Source organism: Streptomyces sp. XY006 (assembly GCF_002237655.1).
Taxonomy (GTDB): Bacteria; Actinomycetota; Actinomycetes; order Streptomycetales; family Streptomycetaceae; genus Streptomyces; species Streptomyces levis.
Genome location: NZ_NOKT01000055.1, coordinates 1 through 23264, shown reverse-complemented (window position 1 = coordinate 23264; position 23264 = coordinate 1). Strand labels below are relative to the sequence as shown.

The following is a 23264-nucleotide window of genomic DNA, read 5'->3' as shown; positions in this document are numbered from 1 at the left end:
CGCCGGCGGCGTGCGGCCACCGCCGCCGCCGGGGTCCTGCGGGTGGCCGGCGCGCGGTGGCGCGCCCGGCTGCCGCACGCGGCGCCCGCGCCGCGCTCCGCGCTGCTGGAAGGGAAGGAGAGGGGCCATGGCTGACCGCTCCGCGAAGGCGCGCTGGACCTCACCGCTGCGGCGGCGCCGCGGCCCCGGCTGGGCCGAGCAGGAGCCGACCTGGCGGGCGGCCCGTCCGGCGCTGATCGCCGACGCGCTCAAACGGGCCTCCGCCCGGCCCTCCGGCAACTGGTTCGTGGCCGGCGCCTCCCGGGACGTCCGCCCGGGCGGCCCCTGCGGCCGGACCGTCGGCGGTGTCGAGGTGGTGCTGTGGCGCTCGGAGTCGGGTGAGCTCCGCGGCGGCAGCGGCGTCTGCCCGCACCTCGGCGCTCCGCTGCGGGACAGCCGGGTGGTGTGCGGCACGCTGGTGTGCCACTGGCACGGACTGGCCCTGGACGGCGCCCCGTTCGCCGGCTGGCAGCCGTATCCCGTCCATGACGACGGGGTGCTGGTCTGGGTGCGGCTGGACGCGGTCGGCGGCGAGGAACCGACCGAGCTGCCCGTGATCCCGGAGCGGCCCGCGGCGGGCAGCGGCGTGGACGCGGTGTACTCGGGCGTCGGGCGGTGCGAGCCGCAGGACGTGGTGGCCAACCGGCTCGACCCGTGGCACGGGTCCTGGTTCCACCCGTACTCGTTCGTGGATCTGACGGTGGCCCGGGAGCCACGGGGCGAGGAGGACGACGCCTTCGCCGTCGACGTCTCCTTCCGGGTGGCGGGCCGTCTGGTCGTGCCGGTGCGGGCGGAGTTCACCGCGCCGGAGCCGCGCACGGTCGTCATGCGCATCGTCGACGGCGAGGGCGCCACGTCCGTCGTGGAGACCCACGCCACGCCGCTGACCGCCGAGGGCGACGCACAACCGCGCACGGCCGTGATCGAGGCGGTCGTGGCCACCTCGGACCGCCGCGGCTTCGCCCTGGCCCGGGCCGCCGCGCCGGTGCTGCGCCCGCTGATGCGGCACACGGCCGGACGCCTGTGGCGCGACGACCTCGCGTACGCCGAACGCCGCTGGGCACTGCGCAGCACGGGACGCTTCCCGGGGTGAGGGCCGGAGCGCCGGGCCGGGGCATCGAGGCTCGGGTATGCCGAGTCGGGGCCCAGGTCCGGTGAGCCGAGCCGGGCCTCATGGGCCGGGTTTGCCGAGCCGGGGCATCCGGGCTCGGGCCCCCAGGTGGTTCCCGGCCGAGGTGACCCCGCCGGACGGGCCTGTGCGGGTCGTCCCGGGCCCGTCCGGCGGCCGGGTGTCAGCGCGGGGCCGGGTGTCCCGCGAGGGCGTTGAGTGCTCGCAGTGCCGGGGAACGGCCCGCCCGGGGCACGGTCCACAGCACCTGGCCGCGTACGCCCCACCCGGCGAGCAGGGCGTTGGAGGCCAGGAAGCCGGTGGTGGCGGCGCGTTCCATCAGGGCCACGGGCAGGTCGCAGCGGATTCCGTCACCGGCCAGCGTCAGCCAGGGGTGCGGGGAGCGCACGCTGGGCCTGCTGCCGTACGTGCCGACCCGGAACAGCGGGCAGTCCTCGCGCCACTCGTGCCGGGCGTCGACGACCCGCGCCTGACGGGTCTCCGGGTACACCCGCCGCAGTTGCCCCAGCAGATCGTCCTGCACGGCCTGCCGGCCGGCGCCGTCCGGGACCGCGTACGCGTGCAGTTCCACGACCGATCCCCCGTTCTTCCCGGCCCAGCGGGCGGCCTCGCCCTCGTAGCGCTCCAGGACGCTGATGTTGTCCAGGCCGCCGTAGCCGCTGGTGCCGAGGAAGCCGGGCCGGTCCTCGTGGACCGGGCGGTCGAGCCAGAACCGGGAGACCAGGAACGGCGGGGCCGTACGCAGGGCGGCGATGCCGTCGCGCCAGGGGGCGGTGCCGAGGCCCGGTGAGGCGGCGACGAGCCGTTGCAGCCCGGCCGTGTCGAGGGCGAGCACCACCGCGTCGTACCGGTCGGTTCCGGAGCCGTGGCGCACCTCGGCCCCGCCGGTGCCGGCGGGTTCCACCGCGTCGACGGGGGTGCCGGTGCGCAGGTCCGCGCCGAGGCGCCGCAGGTAGGCGCCGAGCGGGTCCCACAGGGCCTGCGGGAAGGGCTCGCCGGGCACGTCGAAGAGCAGGCCTTCCGACGAGCCCAGGAAGTAGATGTGGAACATCAGCATCAGCTCGGCGGCGGACAGTTCGCGCGGATCGGCGAAGAAGCTGCGCGAGAACACCTCGAAGGCCAGGTGGTGCGCCGCCTCGGGGAAGCGGACCCGTTCGAGGAAGTCCGTCGCGCCGACCCCGTCGAAACGCTCGTACACCTCCGGCACCCGCACGTCCAGCAACGGCAGCGCCGCCCGGGCGTCCATCGCGGCGAGGTCGCGCCAGCCGAAGGTGGGGCTGAGCGCGACGAAGCCGAGGGCGCTCAGGGGCGGGGTGCGCGGGACGCGGGCGAAGCTGTCGGTCAGTCCGCCGCTGTGCCGCAGGGGGTAGTCGGGCAGCGGGGTGAGGCGGTCGAGGCCGGGGTCGGTGCGCCGCAGCAGGCCGCGCAGGTTGTAGTACTGGCGGAAGAAGGCGTGGAAGCCGCGGCTCATGGTCGCCTCGGAGCCGTCGGCCAGCAGGGTGCGGTGACCGGCGAGGCGGCCGCCGAGGGACTCCTCGCGTTCGTAGAGGGTGACGCGGGCGCCGCGTTCGGCCAGTCCGGTGGCCGCGGCGAGACCGGCGATCCCGCCGCCGACGACGGCGACGGAGGGGGCGTCGGCGGGGTCGAACCGGTCCCGGCCGAGCGCGGGCATCAGCACGTCGGCCTTGCGGTCGCGACCACGCCGGGCGGTGCCGTGGCGGGTGGCGCCGTGGCCGTCGGAACCGTGGTGGGCGGTGCCGTGGTGGGCGGTGCTGCGCCGGGCCGTGCCGGGGGTGCGGGGGCTCATCGGGTGCCCTCCACGGCCGGGGCGGATCCGTCGCGGGCGAGGGTGTCTTCCACCGCTGGGGTGGAGCCGTCGCGGGCGAGCGCGCCCTCCACCGCGGCGGCGGTGCCGTTGCGGGCGACGAAGGTGTGGGTGATGCCGGTCTGCCACCCGGCGAGGGGCAGGGCGCGCGCATCCGAGAACCCGGCGCGGGTCAGCCGGGCGGTGAAGGCGGACGCGGTGTCGAAGTCGAGGACGCTGCGGTACAGGTGCCGGTAGAGGGCCCGGTCACCGGTGAGCGTGGCCGCCGGGACGACCACGCCCCCGCAGACGGCCGTCCACAGGGCACGGTGCGCCGGGGAGCCGCCGAGGCTGTACTCGTGGACGGCCAGGCGCCCGCCCGGCCGCAGCAGCGTCCGCACCGAGTGCAGGACCGCGTCCGGGTCGGAGACGTTGCGGAACAGGTAGGCCGCGAAGACCGCGTCGAACGGGCCCACGCCGGCCGTCGTCAGCTCCTCGGCACTCAGGTGCAGGAACCGCACGCTGTCCGGCCACGGCTTGGCCAGCGCCCGCCGCAGCATGCCCGACGAGGCGTCCACCGCGGTGACGCGCGCCCGGGGCGCGGCGCGCAGCAGGGCCCGGGTGGATGCGCCGGTGCCGCAGCCGAGGTCCAGGACGTGCAGCCCGGCCCCGTCCCGGGGCAGCCGCAGCCGGCGGGCCGAGCGCAGCAGGTCGGTGCGGTATCCGGGGTTGAGGGCGGTGAGCCGGTCGTAGGTGCGGGACGCGTGGTCGAAGGCGCGTGCCAGGTCGTGGTCGCGCAGCAGGGTCATCGGTGGCTCTCTCCGGTTCCTGGGGCGGGGTGGGTTCGGCGGGGCAGGAAGGGCAGTTCGACCGCGGTACGGAGCATCGGGCCCACCGGGGTGCGCAGTCCGATGCCCCACTCCTCCCGCAACGAGGTGGCGCCGTCGAGGAAGCGCAGCAGGCGGTGCGTCGGTGTCCGGCGGAACAGATCGGTGAAGAACGCCGGGCCGTCGACGCGCCCGGTGTCCAGGGCCCGCAGCAGCACCGCGTCCATGGCGAGCGCCCGCCGTCCGTGCGGGGGCGGCACGGTGCCGCGGCCGTCGCGCAGGGCGGCGGCGATGGCCCGGCTGTGCCGCTGGGCGGCGGCGAAGGTGTAGCCGGTGGCGGGGCGGGTCGCGCCGCCCGCGGTCCCGATCCGGAAGACGGACCTGCCGGTCCGCCGCGGGAAGCGCGCGTCGGTCATCGGAATGACGCCCTGTTCCGCCGCCTCCACGACGAACGCGCCCAGGCCCAGCACCTCGCGGGCGTAGTGCCCGAGCGCGGCCTCGTACGCCCCGGTGGTCAGCGGGGTACGGGAGAACTCGGTGTACTCCACGAGCGCCCGGTCCGGCGCCAGCGGGAGGACATAGCCGAAGGCCAGACCGTGCCGGGGCTGGGGCACGCGGAAGTCCATGAGGTCGGCGACGGAGGTCTCGAACCGGTCGGCGGCCGTACGGACGAACCAGCCGCGGAAGTGCTGCAGCAGGTGCGTCCTGGCGGGCGGCGGCGCGGGCAGGGGCCGCGAGTCGAAGACATGCCGGGCGCGCAGGGTCAGGGCCCGGCCGTCGGGGTCCGTGCACCGCACCTCGGCGCCTCGGGGCCCCTCGCGCACGGTGTCCGCCGCGGCCCGCAGCAGACGCCCGCCGGGCGCCTCGGCCAGCCGCGCGTGCACCAGCCGTTCGAACGCCGTGGACCGCACCATGCGGTAGCGCGCCGGGGCCGGGTCGAGGGTGAGCGCCTCGCCGTCGGGGGCGTGCACGCGCAGCAGGGGCCAGGTCGCGGTGACGGCCTCGTCGAAGTCGCCGGGGCCCTCGTCCCAGTAACACCAGGTGCGCTCGGGCGGCCGCAGGGGGCCGTCCGGGGGCTCGACCACGGTCACGGTGGCGGTACCGGTCTCGATCAGCCGATGCGCGAGACCGAGCCCGGCGGCACCGCCCCCGAGAACGACCACGTCCGAGGTGAGGCCGTCGTGCGGGGTGAGGCCGTCGTCCGAGGTGACGTCCCTGGGCGGGGTGATGTTCGCGCGCGGGGTGACGTCCCGGTGCGGGGTGACGTCCCCGTCCGAGGTGATGTCCCTGGGCGGGGTGACGTCCCCGTCCGAAGTCGCATCGGCGGCGCGGCTCACCGGGCTCCTCGCTCCGCGCAGGCCGCGGCCCGTGCGCCGATCACGTCCACTCTCCGCTCCCGCCCATGGGTCGACGACACCGCTCCGCTCCGCTCTCTGCTCCTCCACCGCTTCGGGCCCTGGGGCGGGTCCGGATGCAGCAGCACGCTCGGCGCTCCGCGCTACCGCGACACGACCGACTCCACCACCGCGACCGCCTCGGCCAGCCCCGTCGGACGCGGCAGGCCCGGCACCGCGCGGCCGCCGGCCCAGCCCGGCCCGATCGTCAGGACGACCGGCTTGCGTCGGGCACCGCGTACCCCCCATTCCATCGCGGCCACGTGCTGAGCCAGCGGACGACTGGCCGTGCCGCGGGACTGCGCCCACAGCGCCACCGCGACCGGTCCGGTCCTGCGCACGGCCGTGACGAGCGACTCGACGGGCAGGGCACCGCCGAACATCCGCACGGGCAGGCCCCGCTCGGCGAGCGCGGCGGCCAGCACCTCCAGCGGAAGCGTGTGGTTCTCCCCCGGGACGCACGCGAGCACCGTGAGGGCGCCCGGGCGGTCGGCGGCCGACACGGGGGTGCTGCGCCGCAGGGCACCGGAGACGTGCCAGGACAGGAAGTGCTCGACCTCGACGTACTTCTCGCCGGAGCTCTCCCACTTGCGTCCGACCGCCTGGAGCGTCGGCATGATCACTTCCGTCCAGGCGGTGACCAGCCCGTGCTCGTCGATGGCGGACTGCAGCAGTTCGTCCAGGGCGGCGGCGTCGAGGCGCAGGGCGGCACGGGCGATGCCCTTGCACTCCTGGCGTACGTCGCCCAGCCGCAGCCCGCTGCCGGCGCGACTGCGGGCACGGGCGCGGGTGACGGCGGAGGGGGAGCCGGAACCGGAGGTCGAGGCGACAGTGGAGCGGCGCGGTGCCGCATCACCACCAGGACCGGCCGGTTCCGGGCCCGGCGCAATCCCGGTGAGGCGACCGGCCGGGTCGGCCTCGGACTCGGCTTCGGCAGCGTCTCGCGCCGGATACGCCTCCGGCCCGGCTCCGGCGGACCCCCCGGACTCGTCCGCTTCCGGTGAGACCCGATCGGAGGAGCCAGCCGGCGAGGATCCGCCGACACGTCCGCCCGCCGGGGCGGATCCCCCGTCCGGCGGGGCCTCCTCCCGCACCATCCTCGCCGCCTCGGCAGGCGGTATCCCGGTCGCCGTCAGGGCGCACATCCGCTCCAGGCGTGCCAAGTCCCCGGCGGTCCAGCGCCGGTGCCGGCCGCCGGTGTGCGCGTCGGGCCCGAGGCCGTAGCGCCGGTCCCACGTACGGACCGTCGTGGGCGCGACACCCAGCCGTCGGGCCACCTCACCGGTGGTGAGACCGGCCCCGGCCGCACCACCGCCGACGGCCCCACCACCGCCGCCCGCGCCACCCACGGCCCCGCCACCCACAACCGCCGGTCCCCCGGCCGGCCCGCGACCAGCCGACGCACCACCGCCCGCCGACCCGCCACCACCAGCCGACGCACCACCGCCCGCCAGCCCCCTACCGCCAGCCGGCCCACTGCCGCCCACCGACGCACCGCCGCCCCTCGGCGCGCCCTCGTCGTCTCGTCCCTGTCCAGCTCCAGCCATACCTCCACTGTACGACGCACAAACGACGCATGTTGTCGTGCGTCGTTTGTGCGCCGAACACTGGCGTCGAGCGCAGGGTCGCCGCTTCGCACAGCGACCGGTGCGGTTCGGCAGACGGTCTCCCGTCCCGCACGACGCCCGGCAGGAGGAACCAGGCCATGATCACCAACACGCGACGCACGAACCTCGCCCCGCCCGTGGAGGAGACGCGGTACGAGGAGGAGCTGGCCCGTGGCCTCCTGGCCGCCGACGAGGAGGCCTTCGCCGCGATCTACCGCCGCTGGGGCTCACTCGTCCACACCATGGCGACCCGGCTGCTCGGCGACAGCCACGAGGCGGAGGACGTCACCCAGCAGGTCTTCATCGGCGCCTGGCGCGGCCGGGCCGGCTTCCGCCCGGAACGGGGACCGCTCGGCGCCTGGCTGGTCGGCATCACCCGCCGCAAGATCGTCGACGCGCTGGCGGCCCGGACGAGGCGCCTCACGCTCATCGACTCGGCCGCCCAGGAGGCCGACCCCGACCCGGGGCACGCCGACTCGGCACCGGACCGCGTCCTGGACCGGGTGCTGCTCGTCGACGCCCTGTCCCGGCTGCCGCGCCCGCAGCGCGAGGTGCTCTGCATGGCCTTCTACGAGGACCTGACGCAGGCGCAGATCGCGGCCCGCACCGGTCTGCCCCTGGGCACGGTCAAGAGCCACGCCCGCCGCGGCCTGCATCGCCTGCGCATGGTGATCGAGCAGTCCGCGGCGCCCGGCGGCCCGGGCGCGTGAGAACGGCGCACGAGCCCGCCCGGCCGCGCATCCAAGGCGGCCACCACCCCCGAAACGGGACCGAGACTCCGCACCGTACGGAGACTCCTTCTGAAGGGATGATCCCCATGAACTCCCGATTCCCCCTCGCCCTCGCAGCCTCCGCCGGCGCCTGCGCCCTGGCCCTCGGGGCGGCCGCCCCGGCCCTGGCCGACCAGCAGCAGAAGGCCATGGTGTCCGTGTTCCACGGCATCCCCGGACTGACCGTGGACGTGTACGCCAACGGCGACGAGCTGCTCAGCGACTTCAAGCCCGGCACGGTGACGGACCCGCAGTCCCTCGACGCCGGCACCTACGACATCAAGATCTTCGAAGCGGGCAAGGGCCCGGAGGGCACTCCGGCCCTGGAGAAGAAGGTCGAGGTGCCCGAGGGCGGGAACGCCACGGTCGCCGCGCACCTGACCGCCGACGGCAAGCCCCAGCTGACGGCCTTCACCAACGACGTCTCCGAGGTCGGCGCGGGCAAGGCCCGTCTGACGGTCCGCCATGTCGCGGCCGCCCCCGCGGTGGACGTCCGGGCCGGCGGACAGCCCGTCTTCACCGACCTGACCAACCCCAAGGAGGACACCGCCGAGGTCGACGCGGGCACCGTCAACGCCGATGTGGTGCTGGCCGGCACGGACACCGTGGCCATCGGACCGGCCGACCTGTCCCTGAAGGAGGGCACCAGCAACGTCGTCTACGCCTGGGGCAGCGCCGACGACAAGAACCTGGCGCTGGCGACCCAGTCGTTCAGCGGCATGGCCTCGGCCCCCAAGGCCGTCCACGCGGGTGGCAACGGCGCCGCCGTCACCCCGAACTCCTCCGACACCTGGCCCGCCTGGGCCGCCGCGGCCGGAGTGGTCACGGTGACGGGCGTCCTGACGGCCCGCCGCCTCGCCGGCCGGCGTGGGTGACCGCAGGCGACGGCGCCCGGGGCGGATCATGGCGGCTGCCGCACTGGCAGCCGCCATCGGCCTCACGGGCCCGCCGCCCGAACAGCCCGCAGCGCCCCAGGACTTCGCGACGGCCTCGGCGGACCACCCGGCCCCCACGGCCGCCGCACGGCAACGGCCCGCGGAAGAACAGCGGAAGCCTCCGGCCACCGCGACGGAGGAACGCCCGCCACGACGCATCCTGATCGACGACGTGGACCTGGACGCCCGCGTCACCCCGGTGGGCGTCACCGAGCAGGGCGACATGACCATCCCCGGCGACCCGGCCACGGCCGGCTGGTACCGCTACGGCCCGGCTCCGGGCAGCGCGGAAGGCTCGGCCGTGCTCGTCGGCCACGTCGACACGGACTCCGGCGACCTGGGGGAATTCGCCGCCCTGTACGACGTGCGGAGAGGCCAGCAGGTCGAGGTGCGCCGAGCGGGCGCGGACCCCGTGCGCTACCGGATCGTCTCCCGCACCACGGTCCCCAAGGACGACCTGCCCTCCTCGGCCTTCCGCCGCTCGGGCCCGCCCGTCCTCACCCTCATCACCTGCGCGCCCCCGTACGTCCCCGAGCGCGGCGGCTACCTCTCCAACCTCGTCGTCACGGCGGAGCCCATCGATCCCGGGAGGCCGCAGTGACCCACGTGGACCCGTCACACCTGGTGGAACTGGCCCTGGGCAACGCCACCCGCACCGCCGCGGACACCGAGGCGCTCCACCACATCGCCCACTGCACCCGCTGCCGCGACGACCTCCACACGATGACCCGCGTGGTCGAGGCGGCCCGCACGGCGGAACTGATCGACCTCCCGACCGCACCCCCGGAACGCGTCTGGCACCGCATCACCCGGGACCTGTCCGCAGAACCGACGGCACCCCAACGCCCCCGGCACACCCCGGACCGCCGAAAGCGCACCCTCCTCGCCCTACTGGCCCTCGCGACAGCCGCCGCCCTCGCCGCCGCGCGCTGCTCCCGGTGCAGGCGCGCACAGCAGCAGGCAGCGCCCCACCGGCTCGGAGGCCCCGGCTGCTCATAGCCCCCGGCACGCCGCAAGGAACCGCCTTGCCCCTGCCAGCAGTTCGACTTCCGTCACATCACCCGGATCCCGCGCTGCCGCATCCGCCACGAAGTCCTCGACGACGTAGAACAACTCGTTGAGGACGGCGAACTCCCGGTCGGAGATGCCCCTCAGACCACGGAACTCGGCCCAGAACCCCGCCTCGAACCCCACCGCGTCGATCCGCCCGGAGACGAACAACTCGGCCATGGCCACGTAGGGCGCGAGTCCACTCGCATCGGCCGGAGGCACCATGGCGGTCAGATACCCGCCAGTTCCCGCGGGGAAGCCATCGCCGGGTTCCGTGCCAGTGCCGAGTGATGATGTTCGAGGTATTCACACCAGCGGTAACGAATGACCGGTCCTCAGATACGTACTCGTCGAACGAGCAGGTCGGATGAGACGTCGACACACCACGCATCGAGGTGAACTACACCCGGTGGCCCACGAGTTGCAGCCTGATGACGTAGGAGTTCTCGGTGAAATCGAAAGGGCGAACGGCCGAAAGGAACGCGTGACCGTCCACGGTGAAGTCGCCCGGGTGCTCGAAGAATTCGTAACGCAAGCCTGTCGCGCTGGGGGTCGCCAGGTCGATTCGGCCGGCCTCCCCCGCCTTCTCATGACCGGCCCCGACATCCCTGCGACTGCCGGGCGTGAAACTGATCCTTAGGGGCATTTGTCAGCACTTCTTTGCGAGGTCCGTTTCTGTCGGGCCTCCTGCGGATACGAGGGGACCCGTAGCGCCTGGAGAACTGCTGGCGCTACGGGCCCTCATGGGAGTTGTGCCTACAAGTCCGCGACCGAGAGGTACGGGTAGACCTGGATCCAGGTCACGCGGCGGCCCGGCGTACCGGTGTGGTGCACGTCGAAACCGGAGGCCTCGGCCGAGGCCCGGATCGACAGCCGTGACGTGTCCGGGAACGTCAACTCGGCGACCGTGCGGTCCCCGTGCGTCCACGTGCACGCCAGACGGCGTGCCGGGGCGTCCCATTTCAGGGCGACGGCATGACCGTCGCTTCCTTCAATGAAGACCCGGCCGCGCTCACGCGAGTCGTGCGGGTCATCCCCGCCGTCCGCCGCCGTCGGCTCCACGCCGAAGTTCGACATGAAGTCGTCCGTCGCCGGCAGTTCGAGGGGACCGTGGTTCTCACGCCACCGGTCCTCGAACACGGCCAGCGCGCCGGGCTCTCGCTCCAGCAGCGCGTCATAGTGCTCGCTGTCTTCGACAAGTTCCCGGTAGCCGGCCAAGAACTGCAGGATGCCCTCGTCCGGCAGAGACGCGTCGACCCGCCACCCCGCGTGCAGTTCCGGGTCGTCGACTTCGAAATCGGACAGCTCGGTCCAGACCGGAAGCCGGTGGTCATCCCTTACGAGGGCCATGAGCCGACCCTCGTAGCGCGAGACGCCCAGGACGCCGTAGCTGCGGTCCGCGGTGAACGAGGAGTCGTCGTCCGCGTACTTTGTGCGACGAATGATCATGGTGTCTCACTTGAACTTGTAGTCGTCGACTTCACTGGTCCGGGGATTGTAGACGTAGTGGATCTCGATGCCGTCGATGTTCTGGGTCATCTTCTGCCAGCCCTCGTCGCCAGGCCAGCGCTGGTCGGTCATTCCCTTCTTCAGCGGCACGACCCGTGCTTTGGGGCCAGCGGGGTCGGACATCACTTGCTTCATCGCGATCTGCTCCTTGAGGTTGCGCGCCTCGGTGCGGCCCGTGTTGCCCCGGCCCAGGGGCTTGGGAGCGTCTGGGTTCACCCCGACGCCCTCGGGCTTCTTCTTGGCGGCCTCCGCGGCATCCGCGACCCGCTCCAGGTCCTTGAGCTGGTCGGGCAGCTTCATCGCGTCGCCGATGATCGGCAGAAAGCCGGCCATGCCCAGGAGCGTGCCGGTGTTGTCGCCCTCCTCGGCTGAGCGCTTCACGTCGTACGCATCACAGCCGGTACCCACGACCGGAATCCAGCCGCAGCCGATGAGCAGCAACTCCTTGAGGACCTCGGAGTTGCCCTGCTCGTCCATCATGCCGGGGCAGACCGGGTAGCCCGCGCCGGTGCCGCCGCAACTGTTGCCGGTGTTGGTGTTGCTGTCGGTCATGGGCGGTGCGCCACCGCTCGTGGTGCACTGGTTCATGCCCATCGCGTAGTAGCACGTCGTCGTGCCGGTGCTGGCATACGTGGCCGTGCCGGCCCCGCCGCCACCGCCACCGCCACCGCCGCCACCGCCGCCGCCACCGCCGCCGAGAACGGCGCCCACGACGCCCAGCACGGCTCCGACCACGCCGCCGATCACGGCGCCGATGATGCCCAGCAGATCGCCCAGGCCACCGCCGCCCTTCTTGAGGCCGGTCGGGTCGCTGAACGTGACGGGGCTGTTGTCCGCGTAGGCGTAGCCGTTCAGGGACTGGTGTTGATCCAGGGAGAGCACCGGGTCGACGCTGACGAACTGGCCGATCCCCGGGTCGTACTCCCGCGCTCCGACGTGGGTGAGGCCTGTGGCCGCGTCGGCCGGCTTGCCCAGGAAGCCCTTGTCGTCCGGCCATGTGGTGGCCTTGGGACCGCGCGTGGCGCCGAACGGCGACATGTAGCGCTTGACGACGGCGAAGGTCGTGGCGTCCATGGCGAGCGAGGACGTGCCGTGGTGGTCGGCGGCCAGGAAGCTGAGTTTGCTTCCCGAGGTGCCGCTCACAGCGGTCCGGCAGGCGATGTTCTGTCCGTTGGCGGCGTAGTAGCGCGTACCGGAGAGGGTCTTGGCCGTCCCCTTGACCGTCAGGCGGACCTCGGTGGCACCGAGGTACAGGACCGTGTCGCCGTCTCCCTTCGCACGCCGGATGAGGAGCTCACCGTCGGCGTCGTAGAGATAGGTGGTCTCGGCCGGCCCCTCGGTCGTCCTGACCAGCTTGCCCTCGGCGTTCCAGTCGAGGGACTGCTGGGCGGCCGGCCCGGGTCGCTTGGTGGTGTTTCCGGTCTTGTCGTACTCGTAGTTCTGAGTGGTGCCCCCGGTCGTCGTCTTGGTGAGGGGGTGCGGCTGGTTGGTGGGCGTGTTGCCGTAGGAGTAGTCGGTCGTCGTGTCGCCCGAGGCCGTGTGCTTGGTCTCGGTCTTGCGCTGACCGGCCTCGTTGTAGGTGTACGACGTCCAGTACGGTGCCGCACCGTCGATGTTCGCCTGGGTGCGCCCGGCAGCCGCGCAGTCGGGTGTCTTCGGCGTCCAGGCCTCGGTCAGACGGCTGTGGCCGTCATAGGCGAAGCACTGGTAGTCGGGCTTGGTGGTGCCGCCCTGGGTGGTGCCGTCGAAGATCGACGTGACGTTGCCCGCGTCGTCCTGCTTGAACTTCAGCTCCTGCGGCATGTAGCCGTGCACGTCGTCGGTGACGTAGGAGCGCACGAGGCGCCGGGTTCCGTCCTCGTAGTCGTAGTTGAGGTACGCCTTCTTCGCGGTGCTCGTGCCGTCCGTGCCGAGGGTGAGCTGGCGCAGATCGCCCTGCGGCGAGAACGCGGCGCCCTGGAGGTATCCGCTCGTGCCTTTGGACGTGAGCTGCTGGCCGGTCGCGTTGTAGGTGTAGGAGACGGTCTCGGCGGGCAGGCCGCCCACCGCGGGCTGTGTGGCCTGCGAGACCGTGCCGTCGAGGCGGTAGCCGGTGGAGAAGGAGAGCGTCTGGGGGATACCGGCCTTCACCAGCTCGTCGTCGGCCGGAAGTGACAACTGGCTGCTCTCGACCTGGTATTCAGCCGAGTACTTGGTGATCTTCGCCATGTATGCCTTGCCGGTGGCACCCCCGTCGTAGCGGGTCGCCGTGTCCTGGTGCCCCTTGGCCAGGGTGTCGAAGGTCCACGCCGCCAGCTTGTTGGCATCGGTCTTGCTGGTCTTCCACAGGCCGGTCTTACGGCCCAGATCGTCGTACTCGGTGAGGAGGATGCGCCCCTCCGAGTCCGTGGACTTGATCTGCCGGTCCAGCGCGTCGAACTGCGGCTCGGTGGTGCCGGTGTCCGGGTCCGTCATCTTGCGGAGACGGCCGAACAGGTCGTACTCGTACGACCACGTGGACTTGTCCGGTCCGGTGATGGTCTTCCGCTCACCGCCCGGGGTGTAGGTGTAGCCCGTGGTGGTGTACGCGCCCTCAGGCTTGGGGCTGCCGTACTCACGACGCTCGGTGGTCTGCCCGAGGGCGTTGGTCACCACCGCCGTGGCCTGGCCACCGGTGGGCGCGGTGCTGGTCACCGTGTCGCCGGTGTAGGTGTTCTCGACCGTCCAACGCGTGACGTTGTGGGTCTTCATCACCTCCTTGGCGACCCGGCCGGCACCGTCGTACGTGGTGTCGGTCTGCCTGGGTGCCTGTCCACCGTCGATCTGCACCGCCGTACCGGAGGGTGCGGCCTGCTCGTCCCAGATGTCGGACTGCCGGGAAACCGCCAGACCCCGCGAGTCGTACAGCGTCTGACTGATCAGCCGCCCACCGACCGGGCTGGGGGACTGCACCTGGCGCGTACGCAACAGCGAGTCGAAGATCTCGTACGTGGTGTTGTAGCCGGAGCCGTCACCCTTGAGCGTGCTGGTCGCCACCCACGGCATCGCCGAGTTCGTGACCTTGTACGCGTAGGTGTGGTTCGGTGTCTTGCCCAGCGCTCTGGAACGGTTCGGCAGCCAGACCTTGGTCAGTCGGCCCAGGCTGTCCATGTCTGACTCGGTGATTTTCCCGTTGGGGTCCGTGACCTTCACGGCCGAGCCGGTTCCGATGTCCACCTTGGTGGTGGTCTTGAACTTCTTGGCGTCCTCGGTCGAGGTAGCGGTGAGCGGCCCGCCCGCGGCGGGCGTGTAGGTCGCGCTGGTCGCCGCCAGGTTGTTGGTGTCCTTCACGACCAGGGCGCGGCCCAGCGCGTCGAACGTCGTGCTGGTGACCTTCTGCCAGGCCGGGGTGGCCGCGGAGTACGACTTCGCGCGGCCCGTCCAGGACGCGTCGCCCCGGACCGGCTTCTGCGAGGCGCTCCAGCCGGTGGCGGCGGGGTCGTCGTAGACGATCGCGGTGTCCTCGATGACGTCACCGGGACGCGTGCTGTCCGCGGGCAGGTCGAGCGACGAGTCCGTCACCGAGCAGGGCTTCGCGACCTTGCGAGTGCGCGAGACGAGGGAGTTGATGCCCGTGTCGGCGTTGCGCGCGTACCAGGTGCGGGTGCACGTCTCGTCGCCGCTGACCGCGTCGTCGCCCCTGTCCTCGACCGTCTCGGGCATGCCGTGGCCGTCGTACGAGGTGACGGTGGTGCGCACTCGGTCCCGCGCGGTGCCGCCGGACGTCACACGGGTGCGCTCGTGCGTGGCGGCCGTGCGCACGTAGTACGCCTCGGTGTCGGCGTACGACTTGTGCTGCGTCGCGGTGCGCTCGGACCACGGGTCGGCCACCGAGCCGGAGACCTCCGCGGTGCCGTCGTAGGTGACGGTCTCGCGCACGAAGCCCGCGTACTGCTCGGAGTCGGTGATCTCGCCGGCCTTGATGCCGGTCACCTTGGCGGTCCTGCGCTTGTCCGGATCAGGCGTCTTGCCGTCCGCTCCGAGAACGCGGTCGCCGTTCATGCCGCGCAGGTAGACGGTGACCGTCCTGGACTGGGTGCCCTCGCTCGCGCCGGTGAGATGCGTGACCTTCTCGAAGCCACGCCACAGCGACCAGGTGCGCTTCTTGGCGGGCGTCATCGGGTCGTCGTCGTAGTGCCAGGCGCCGCCTCCGGAGTACTGGTAGCTGTGCTGGACGGCCTCGGAGCCGCCGAAGGGGTCCGTCGTCGAGACCGCGCTGACCGGGTACTTCTGGAACCAGTCGAGGATCGGCTCCTGCTCGCCGTTGGGTGACCACTTGACCGGATAGCAGCGCTTGGTGTTCTCGTCGACCTCGGGCATGGTCTGGCCGTAGACGCAGTCGGCCTCCATGTAGGACACGATCGTCTGGGCGCCGGCCTCGGAGGTGATGGTCTTCAGACGGGGCTTCTCGAAGGACAGGATGTCGTCGGAGGGGCCGTCGACCCGGTTGGGCCTGAACTCGTGGGTGAACTTAACCGGGTCCATGGCGAGGTCGGTGCCCCGCTTGCCCGTGTGCGTGATCGAGTCGAGCCACAGCGACTGGTCGGTGGAGTCACCGGTGTCGCCCGGGTCCAGGTAGAGCTGCTTGAACGACCAGCCGTCGATCGCCGCGTACCCGGGTGTCGTGGCAGCCGCGTCCCATGCGTAGGTGGTGACGCCGGTCATCCGCTTGCGCGTGAAGAACGAGGGACCCACGTTCCCGGTGCACTTGTCGCCCTCCTTGCAGATGGCGTCATAGGGCACGTCGGGCCAGTTGTCCCGCTTGTCCTCGGTGAGCGCGTCACAGCCGGTACCGCTCGCGAGGCAGCGCTCCGAGTAGGAGAAGACCACCTTGTTCGAAGCCGCCGGAGTGGCCGAGAACAGGGCACCCTTGCGCTGGCCGTAGCGGATCTCCTCCAGATAGCCGCCGCGGGTGTACGCGGTGCCGGTGGTGTCGTCACCGAGCTTGTCGTAGTGGTTGACCTCGTCCTCGTACCAGTACGTGGAGGAGTTGCCGTGGGTGTCCTCGACCAGGTCGAGGTTCCAGCGCCAGGCCTGCTTCTTGTCCCGGCCCGAGAAGCTGGAACCGTCGGAGTGGCCCGGCTCGCCCTCGTCGTCGCCGAACACCGGCACGGTCCACACCGACTTGGTGCGGTCGTCCGTACCCGCGCCCGGCAGCTTGTTCAGGCCGAAGGTGTAGACGGTGCCCTCACCGGTGGTGACGGTCCAGTACTCGCCGTTGTCGTCACCGTTGTCGGCGCCGGTGCGCCGCTCGACGGTGGAGGCGTCGTCGCTCTTCAGCCGCCATGTGCCGCTGGTGTCGTCCTTGACCAGCTCGGTGGCCTTGCCGTTGAGCACGATCGAGGCGTTTTCGTACTTCCAGCACAGGTCGTACTTGTCGTCCTGGCCGTCGTCGTCACACGAGCCGTACTGCCGCTCGATGTACGACGAGGTGATGTCGAAGCCCTCGCCGAGCGCCGTGCCCTGGTTGTTCGTCGAGGCCGTGCGGCCGTCCACGCTTCCCGAGTCGTAGGAGATCTCCAGCTCCGGCTGCGGTCCGGCCGCGGCCGGCGGGGTGCGCAGCGGGTAGGACCAGGTGAACGTGCCGGACGATCCGCCCGCTTCCCAGGTCGAGGACGCGGCGAGCGGAGTCGCCTTCAGATCACCGGCACCGGACTGGGACCCGGCCGCGAGCGCGAGGACCATCATCGGACCGGTGCTCGCGGAGCGGGCGGCGGGCGCGAAGGCCAACGGTGCGCTCAGTTCGTCGGCGCCCCGCTTGTTCGTGCTCTCGAGCGGGAACCGGGCACGGCACTTGGCTGCCGACGGGTCGCTCAGTGCACAGTCGGGCAGTCGCTGCAGCTGCAGCCGGCCGGCCCAGTCGGCCCCGTAGGCCGAGGCGAACGCGGAGTAGTCGACGCCGAGTTCGGCCCGCCCGCCGGTCTTCGGACCGGTGAGGGTCAGGACGACGCCCTTGACGCCCAAGGCCTTTGCCGCCTTCTGGTCCAGGACGTTCACCCGGACCGAGCCTGTCGCCCCCTTCTTGCCCGCGGCCGGCTCCAGCGTCAACGGCAGGGAACCCGGCTCCGCCTTGGCCGCACCCTTGTCGGGCAGGGTCAGCTGTGCGGTGCCCTTGCCGGGCCAGGTCACCGACCGGTTCTGGTCGGTGCGCGCACGCCGGGCGGCGGCCGCGTCGGCGGCCTCGCCCTCGGTCACCGCACGGGCGGCCGCGCGGTTGGCCTTCGCCGTCAGCGGCGACACGTCGGCCGAGCGCGCGTCCTTCAGCGTCGGACGACCCAGCGGATCGTCCCCGCCTGCCGCGAACGCGACGGGTGACAGCAGGCCCGGCAGCATGGCCAGGCCCATGCCCAGCGCGAGGCCGGGCATCCAGCGGACGGTTCCGGCCGCTGCCGGCCGGCTGCTTCTCGGCAGCCGGTACTTCCCCAGGGGGTTCATGTGGGTGTTCTTTCTGCGCCCGGCGCGAAGGCGGGCGCGCTGCGCCCCCGCTCGGCGGGGGTCGGGGTGATGTGTGGGGGGGGCTCCGCCGGGTCCGGGCGATACCTCCCGGACCCGGCGCGCTGGAAGCGTCAGAGCGTGCTCGCTCCGAGGACCTGCGAGCCGATCTGGTCGGCGCTCATCGCGCCTGTCCAGACGCGCACTTCTTCCAGGGAGCCGGGCAGGTGGTGCCCGGTGCTGCCGCCCTTGCTGCCGCGGCCCGCAGTGATCGCGCCGGCACCCTGCTGAGGTGCGGTGAACCCTGCGTCACCCTCGGTGGGTTGGTCGAACTCACCCACATACAGGTGCAGCTTGCCGTACTTGGACTCGGTGGACCCGCCGTCGGGATCGGTCCACTCCCAGGCCTCCTGAGCGTCGAAGACGCCGGTGACCTGCACCCAGGTGTCGACCTCGGCGATGTCACCCCCGGGCACCTCGGCGCTCTGGGTGATCTTGCCGTCGGCGCCGAGCGCGGTGCGGGTGAACTTCCACTGGTAGACGTCGTCTGCGGGCTTGACGACCCACAGCGCCCAGGAGGACTCTCCGGCGCTCGCCTGCTGACCGGCCACCTGGGCCTGGTAGCCGACGGGCTTGGCCCCGAGCTTCGCGGAGTCGAGCCGCACGCGTGCGGTGGCGGTGAAGGAGCCGGATTCATCGGCGACCGGGCCGGTCGCCGAGGCGTAGCCTGCCGTGCCGTCCAGGACCAGGGCGTCGTTCTCCGTGTCGAGGACGGCACCGGAGGCCGACAGCTTCATCGGACCGGCCGGATACGAGGTCAGCTCCTTGATCTCGGTGCCCGTGGAGGCCGCGGCGTCCCAGTGCGCCACCAGTTCGTGCAAGGGGACGCCGTTCTCCGTCAGCTGTGCCTGCTCGGTGACTTCGTCCGCGGTCAGCGCCCGCTGCCACACGGACACCTCGTCGAGACGGCCGCGGAAGTGCTCCCCGTAGGTGCCGCCCACGAGTGAGCGGCCGAACTGCATGCCTCCGGTGGAGACCCACGGCGTGTACGCGGTCGACAGCGAGGTGAGCACGACCGGCTTGCCCTGCGGGCGGCCGTTGACGAACAGCTGGATGGTGTCGTTGGTCTTGTCCGTGTCCCCCTGGGTGTCGAAGACACCGGCCAGGTGCGTCCACACCTTCACCGGCGGCTCACCGGTGTCGGAGAGCGAGCGCAGATAGGTCTGGCCGTCTTTCACGTCGGCCGCGGTCCGGTTGAACACCCACTTCTTGTACGAGGCCGAGTAGTACAGGGTGAACGCAGAGGCGTTGGTTCCCGGCGCCGCGAGCACCACGTGGTTCTGCGAGGCGTCCGTGAGATAGGCCCACGCCGAGAGCGTGAAGGAGTCCTTGGTGTTCACGGCCGGGGTGGCCGTGGCCGCGTACGCCTTCTGGTTCTCGGGAACCGAGCTGTCCATCCAGAGGGAATAGTCCGCGTCACCGCGACGGGCCAGCCCCGACCAGCCCGCACCGGCGGTGTGGAGCGTGGCGTCGTGCCGCGTGCCCTCGGTGGCGGTGTCCTTGGCGACCGTCACACCGGAGTCCGGAGCGCCGTCGTCGAAGTGCCAGGTACCGGAAGGACCGGAGGCGGGGGCGACCTTGAAGGTGAACTCGGCGGGGGCGCCCCACCGGCTGCGTACGTCCTTGGCCTCCACCGACAGCACCTGGGTGCCGGACAGCGACGGCGTCACGTTCGGCACGGTCACCGTGGAGCCGCTGACCGTCTTGGTCTCCTTGGCGGTGGTGGTCAGCAGCCGCCAGCGGTAACCGGCGATGTCCTTGTCGGCCGCGTTGGGCTTGAAGGTGAAGCTGCCGGGGACACCCGGCCCGCCCTTGCCCTCGCACAGGTTTGTGTTGCACGCGGTGTACGGACTGCCCGTGGTGATCACCGGGGCCTTGGGCGCCGTCGAGTCGATCTTGAAGTAGCACCACTTGGAGTACGACGAGAACAGGTCACCCGACTTGCCTCCGTACGACCAGTGCGACTGCGTGCGCGCCTTGAGCCGGTACAGGCCGCCGTCCGCACGGTTGGTCGTGCGCATTTTCTCCAGGGTGCCGTCCGGATCCCAGCCGGAGTCCGGCCGGTAGTCCGACCACACCTGGTGCCAGGCGGCGTCGTCACCGCGCTCGACGATGTACTCGGCCTGCAACGAGCCCTCTTCGTCACCGTCATTGTGCTCGACCTGGGTCTGCACCCGGGCCTGCACCATCGGGTCGATCCGGGTGACGATCAGCGGATCGGAGGAGGACGTCTTGCAGTAGGCGGTGGTGCCGTCGCCCGGGATGACGCCGACATCGGTGGGCACGCCCGGCTTGTAGGCGTAGTTGACCTTGAGCTCGGCGTTGTCGTCGAACCGCTTCCACGCCGAGGGGTCACCCTCGTCCTTGGCACGCAGCATGAAGGTGAGCCGGTGGATCTTGCCGTCGGCGAACTTGCGCACCGTCGAAGCCAGGTTCTCGTCCGACTCCTCCGGGTTGTCGTTGAACTCGACCCACGCATCGGGCTGGTCGGGCGAGCAGTTGTCGCCGCGGCCGGCTGACATGTGCCGGTCGCCCATCTGGTCCAGCTGGGCCGGGCCCGGCCAGCGGGTTCCCTCGGAGATGTTGTCGGTGCGCTCCAGGTCCACCCACTTGGGCTCACAGGAGAACGACCAGGTCTCGTACGCGCGGAAGGTGGCGTCGAGGACGTACTTGCCGGCCAGCTTCGACGGCGAGAACTCGAACAGCATGCGGTTCGTGTAGTTGTTGCCGCAGTAGTACGGCCCGGACACGCTGCACCGGCCGACGCCGTAGTCGCCGTTGAACTGCCAGAACTTGTCGCCGTCGGAGGACAGCACGGTGCGCTCCGACCTCCCGAGACCGACCGAGGGGTCGATGTACACGGGGTAAACCGTTTCCTCACCGCGCAACAGGTCGAGGTCCGGCTTGACGGACACCGTCCGGTCGTCGACGTGCACCGGCATCACGGCGCTGGCGTCCCCGGCGCCGGGCTGGGTGCCTTCTTCGACCGGGGCGTCCGGAGCCGGGTCGGTCGCTGCCGCGGAGAGCAACTGGGTGCTCGGGCCCGTTTCCTGGCCGGCGGAGTCCCACATCTGGCCGGCCGGTCCGCGAAAGACGGCGTTGCCGTCCTGGTCCAGAGCACGCAGTCCACCGCCCGCGCCCTCCGCGATGCGCAGATCGGCCGCCGTGGCAGTCAACTTGATGTGCTCCAGCGCCGGATTCGCCGCCGCCTTCGCGGACTTGACCACGAGCACCTCGCGGTAGCCCTCGGCGGTGGCGGTCAGCTCCAGGTCCACTCCGTCGAACACCTCGGGGTAGACGGCCTTCGTGCCGTCGAGCCTCGGCTCCGGGAGCTTGCCCGACCAACCGAGGCGCACGCTGCCCTGCGCGGTGCCGAGCTTGATCAGATGTGCTCCGTCGCCGCCCCCGGAGAACGACAGGTCCACCACGGCGGACTTGGGGCCGACGGTTCCGTCCACACGCCTGACCAGCGTGGCGTCGACCGCCTGCCACTGGCCGTCGTCCCCCTTGGCGCGCTGCGGCACCGCCGACTGTGTGAGCGTGTACGTCCCGTCCGGGTTGGCCAGGGTGGTCGAATACTCGGTCCGCTCACCGGTGACCTCGACCTGCTTGCCCGTCTCCACGGCCTTGGCGCTCGCGCTCGCGTGCGTGCTCGTGCCGCTGTCGGCCGACTGCGGTGCCGCCTGGGCCGTGGAGGCTGCGGCCGTCAGCGCCGGCAAGGACGCCAGCAGGGCCAGGGCCGTGAGTCCGGCTGCGCCAGACGTGATCCCCCCGGATCTCCGTCTTCTCCGGCCTATCGACCTGTTGTGCCTACGTATGCGCACTTCCCCCGCCCAACTTCACACGATCTTCAAATGTCCGGGCAAGTAAATAGAGGGGCCAAGGGCTGGTCAAGCCCGTCCGAAACGAGCAAGGGCCCGCCTCCGAAGAGGCGAGCCCTTGCTGACCTGCGCTTTTCATCAGGTCGGTGACATGGCGTCATGTCGCAGCGTTGCACGTCGAACCGGACAGAGTGGGGAGCGTCAGCCGCACGATCCTGTCCGAGAAGTGACAGCGCCACCTCCGGACCTGGGCATCAAGTGACCTCAGATCACGTCGACTTGACCGACCCCCGACAATTCCCAGGTCCGGCGACGAGGCCGGCCTCCCCCACATGACGCCGACCGCAGGGAGCAGATTCAAGCCATCCTGGGACGTGCGGGAAGCGGGGGACGCGCAACCCGTCACGCGGTCACACGTTGAACCGGAACTCCACCACGTCGCCGTCCTGCATGACGTAGTCCTTGCCCTCCATGCGGGCCTTGCCCTTGGCGCGGGCCTCCGCGACCGAACCCGTCTCCACCAGGTCGTCGAAGGAGATGACCTCCGCCTTGATGAAGCCCTTCTGGAAGTCCGTGTGGATGACGCCGGCGGCCTCGGGGGCCGTGGCGCCCTTCTTGATGGTCCAGGCGCGGGATTCCTTGGGGCCGGCCGTGAGGTACGTCTGCAGGCCGAGCGTGCGGAAGCCGACGTGGGCCAGCGTGGCGAGGCCGGGCTCCTCCTGGCCGACGGACTGGAGGAGTTCCAGGGCCTCGTCCTCGTCGAGCTCGGCGAGGTCCGCCTCCAGCTTGGCGTTGAGGAAGATCGCCTCGGCCGGGGCGACCAGGGCGCGCTGCTCGTTCTTGAAGTCCTCGTCGGTCAGCTCGTCCTCGTCGACGTTGAAGACGTAGAGGAACGGCTTGGTGGTGAGCAGGTGCAGGTCGTGCAGGAGCTCGGCGCGCTCGGTGCCCTGGACGATGCCCTGGGAGAAGAGGGTGTCGCCCTTCTCCAGGATCTCCTTGGCCTCCTCGACGGCCTTGACCTTCGGCGCGATGTCCTTCTTGATCCGCGACTCCTTCTGCAGGCGCGGCAGGACCTTCTCGATGGTCTGCAGGTCGGCCAGGATCAGCTCGGTGTTGATCGTCTCGATGTCGTCCTTGGGCGAGACCTTGCCGTCGACGTGGACGACGTTCTCGTCCTTGAAGGCACGGATGACCTGGCAGATCGCGTCGGACTCGCGGATGTTCGCCAGGAACTTGTTGCCCAGGCCCTCACCCTCGGAGGCGCCGCGGACGATGCCCGCGATGTCGACGAAGTCGACCGTGGCCGGCAGGACCCGCTGCGAGGAGAAGATCTCGGCCAGCTTGGTCAGCCGGGGGTCGGGCACGCCGACGACACCGACGTTGGGCTCGATCGTGGCGAACGGGTAGTTGGCCGCCAGCACGTCGTTCTTGGTCAGGGCGTTGAACAGGGTCGACTTGCCGACGTTGGGCAGGCCGACGATTCCGATCGTGAGCGACACGTTGCGACTTCCCGTGAGTGGAGGGCCAGGGGGCCAGGGGACCGGCCGATCCACCAGTCTACGGCGTGTCCGGAACCGCCCCGGGCGGCGTATCGAACGCTTGGCCAAGCCTCGGCCCACGGCGTGTCTGACGGGCTATTCGGCATATTGAACGACCTAAGTTGGTGCAGTGGAGCAATACAGGACGCGACCTGCCCAGTACGGACCGCGACGTGACCGGCCGAGGCCGCCCCTGCCGCCTCAGGTGAAACGGGGGGCGGGCGGCACTCCCGCACGGGCGGGCGGCGCTTCCGCTCGGGCGGACGGCGGGCCCGTGCGCGCGGCCCGGCCGCCGGGGGCGCAGCGCCGTGCGGCGCCGGTGCGACGGCCC

General features: G+C 71.5%; 14 protein-coding genes. 5 read left to right on the top strand and 9 right to left on the bottom strand.

The genetic code is table 11. The annotated features are described in order from the left end of the window. The first annotated feature begins 127 nt into the window (after positions 1-127). Positions 128-1132: a DUF5914 domain-containing protein gene (locus CHR28_RS36560; RefSeq protein WP_094058031.1), complete on the top strand. Its 1005-nt coding sequence runs from the start codon at positions 128-130 to the stop codon at positions 1130-1132. Between the two features lie 199 nt (positions 1133-1331). Here the strand turns inward: CHR28_RS36560 and CHR28_RS36555 are convergent, their stop codons facing one another. From CHR28_RS36555 to CHR28_RS36540, 4 genes are all read right to left on the bottom strand, one after another. Then, a complete protein-coding gene (locus CHR28_RS36555) occupies positions 1332-2840 on the bottom strand; it encodes an FAD-dependent oxidoreductase (protein WP_179272697.1) in 1509 nt (502 codons plus the stop codon). A 131-nt stretch (positions 2841-2971) separates the two neighbouring features. After that, positions 2972-3781 (bottom strand): methyltransferase domain-containing protein, encoded by an 810-nt coding sequence (locus CHR28_RS36550; protein WP_094058029.1) that lies wholly within the window; start codon positions 3779-3781, stop codon positions 2972-2974. Next, complete coding sequence (locus CHR28_RS36545) at positions 3778-4962, bottom strand: lycopene cyclase family protein (RefSeq protein ID WP_094058035.1); 1185 nt, start codon at positions 4960-4962, stop codon at positions 3778-3780. Before CHR28_RS36545 ends, CHR28_RS36550 begins: the two co-directional genes overlap by 4 nt. A 335-nt stretch (positions 4963-5297) precedes the next feature. Then, on the bottom strand, positions 5298-6542 hold the full coding sequence (locus CHR28_RS36540) for a MerR family transcriptional regulator (protein ID WP_094058034.1): 1245 nt from the start codon (positions 6540-6542) through the stop codon (positions 5298-5300). A gap of 356 nt (positions 6543-6898) precedes the next feature. Between CHR28_RS36540 and CHR28_RS36535 the strand changes: the two genes are divergently transcribed. The 4 genes from CHR28_RS36535 to CHR28_RS36520 all read left to right on the top strand — a co-directional run bounded on the left by CHR28_RS36535 (position 6899) and on the right by CHR28_RS36520 (position 9504). Beyond that, the gene (locus CHR28_RS36535) at positions 6899-7510 is read left to right on the top strand and encodes an RNA polymerase sigma factor (protein WP_094058028.1); all 612 of its coding nucleotides are present in this window, start codon (positions 6899-6901) and stop codon (positions 7508-7510) included. Between the two features lie 107 nt (positions 7511-7617). After that, positions 7618-8445, top strand: a complete 828-nt coding sequence (locus tag CHR28_RS36530; protein ID WP_094058033.1) for a DUF4397 domain-containing protein — start codon at positions 7618-7620, stop codon at positions 8443-8445. 28 nt (positions 8446-8473) lie between these two features. Further along, positions 8474-9106, top strand: a complete 633-nt coding sequence (locus tag CHR28_RS36525; RefSeq protein ID WP_094058027.1) for a class F sortase — start codon at positions 8474-8476, stop codon at positions 9104-9106. Continuing rightward, complete coding sequence (locus tag CHR28_RS36520; protein ID WP_094058026.1) at positions 9103-9504, top strand: hypothetical protein; 402 nt, start codon at positions 9103-9105, stop codon at positions 9502-9504. Before CHR28_RS36525 ends, CHR28_RS36520 begins: the two co-directional genes overlap by 4 nt. Here the strand turns inward: CHR28_RS36520 and CHR28_RS36515 are convergent. The 5 genes from CHR28_RS36515 to ychF form a co-directional block, all read right to left on the bottom strand. Further along, complete coding sequence (locus CHR28_RS36515) at positions 9499-9735, bottom strand: colicin immunity domain-containing protein (protein ID WP_179272696.1); 237 nt, start codon at positions 9733-9735, stop codon at positions 9499-9501. The two genes, CHR28_RS36520 and CHR28_RS36515, sit on opposite strands and share 6 nt — an antisense overlap. Positions 9736-10311: 576 nt before the next feature. Beyond that, the gene (locus tag CHR28_RS36505; protein ID WP_094058023.1) at positions 10312-11004 is read right to left on the bottom strand and encodes a hypothetical protein; all 693 of its coding nucleotides are present in this window, start codon (positions 11002-11004) and stop codon (positions 10312-10314) included. 6 nt (positions 11005-11010) lie between these two features. Then, the gene (locus CHR28_RS36500; protein WP_094058022.1) at positions 11011-17517 is read right to left on the bottom strand and encodes an RHS repeat-associated core domain-containing protein; all 6507 of its coding nucleotides are present in this window, start codon (positions 17515-17517) and stop codon (positions 11011-11013) included. A gap of 131 nt (positions 17518-17648) precedes the next feature. Then, complete coding sequence (locus tag CHR28_RS36495; protein WP_256984605.1) at positions 17649-20282, bottom strand: LamG domain-containing protein; 2634 nt, start codon at positions 20280-20282, stop codon at positions 17649-17651. Positions 20283-21805: 1523 nt separating this feature from the next. Beyond that, the gene (gene ychF, locus CHR28_RS36490) at positions 21806-22894 is read right to left on the bottom strand and encodes a redox-regulated ATPase YchF (RefSeq protein WP_094058021.1); all 1089 of its coding nucleotides are present in this window, start codon (positions 22892-22894) and stop codon (positions 21806-21808) included. Positions 22895-23264: the final 370 nt, after the last annotated feature.

Bases quoted from the DNA above. Each gene is read 5' to 3' on its own strand.
- CHR28_RS36515 (WP_179272696.1), bottom strand. From the start codon at position 9,735: ATGGCCGAGTTGTTCGTCTCCGGGCGGATCGACGCGGTGGGGTTCGAG.
- CHR28_RS36500 (WP_094058022.1), bottom strand. From the start codon at position 17,517: ATGAACCCCCTGGGGAAGTACCGGCTGCCGAGAAGCAGCCGGCCGGCA.
- CHR28_RS36495 (WP_256984605.1), bottom strand. From the start codon at position 20,282: ATGCTGTTCGAGTTCTCGCCGTCGAAGCTGGCCGGCAAGTACGTCCTC.
- CHR28_RS36555 (WP_179272697.1), bottom strand. From the start codon at position 2,840: ATGCCCGCGCTCGGCCGGGACCGGTTCGACCCCGCCGACGCCCCCTCC.
- CHR28_RS36560 (WP_094058031.1), top strand. From the start codon at position 128: ATGGCTGACCGCTCCGCGAAGGCGCGCTGGACCTCACCGCTGCGGCGG.
- CHR28_RS36535 (WP_094058028.1), top strand. From the start codon at position 6,899: ATGATCACCAACACGCGACGCACGAACCTCGCCCCGCCCGTGGAGGAG.
- CHR28_RS36505 (WP_094058023.1), bottom strand. From the start codon at position 11,004: ATGATCATTCGTCGCACAAAGTACGCGGACGACGACTCCTCGTTCACC.
- CHR28_RS36530 (WP_094058033.1), top strand. From the start codon at position 7,618: ATGAACTCCCGATTCCCCCTCGCCCTCGCAGCCTCCGCCGGCGCCTGC.
- CHR28_RS36550 (WP_094058029.1), bottom strand. From the start codon at position 3,781: ATGACCCTGCTGCGCGACCACGACCTGGCACGCGCCTTCGACCACGCG.
- CHR28_RS36525 (WP_094058027.1), top strand. From the start codon at position 8,474: ATGGCGGCTGCCGCACTGGCAGCCGCCATCGGCCTCACGGGCCCGCCG.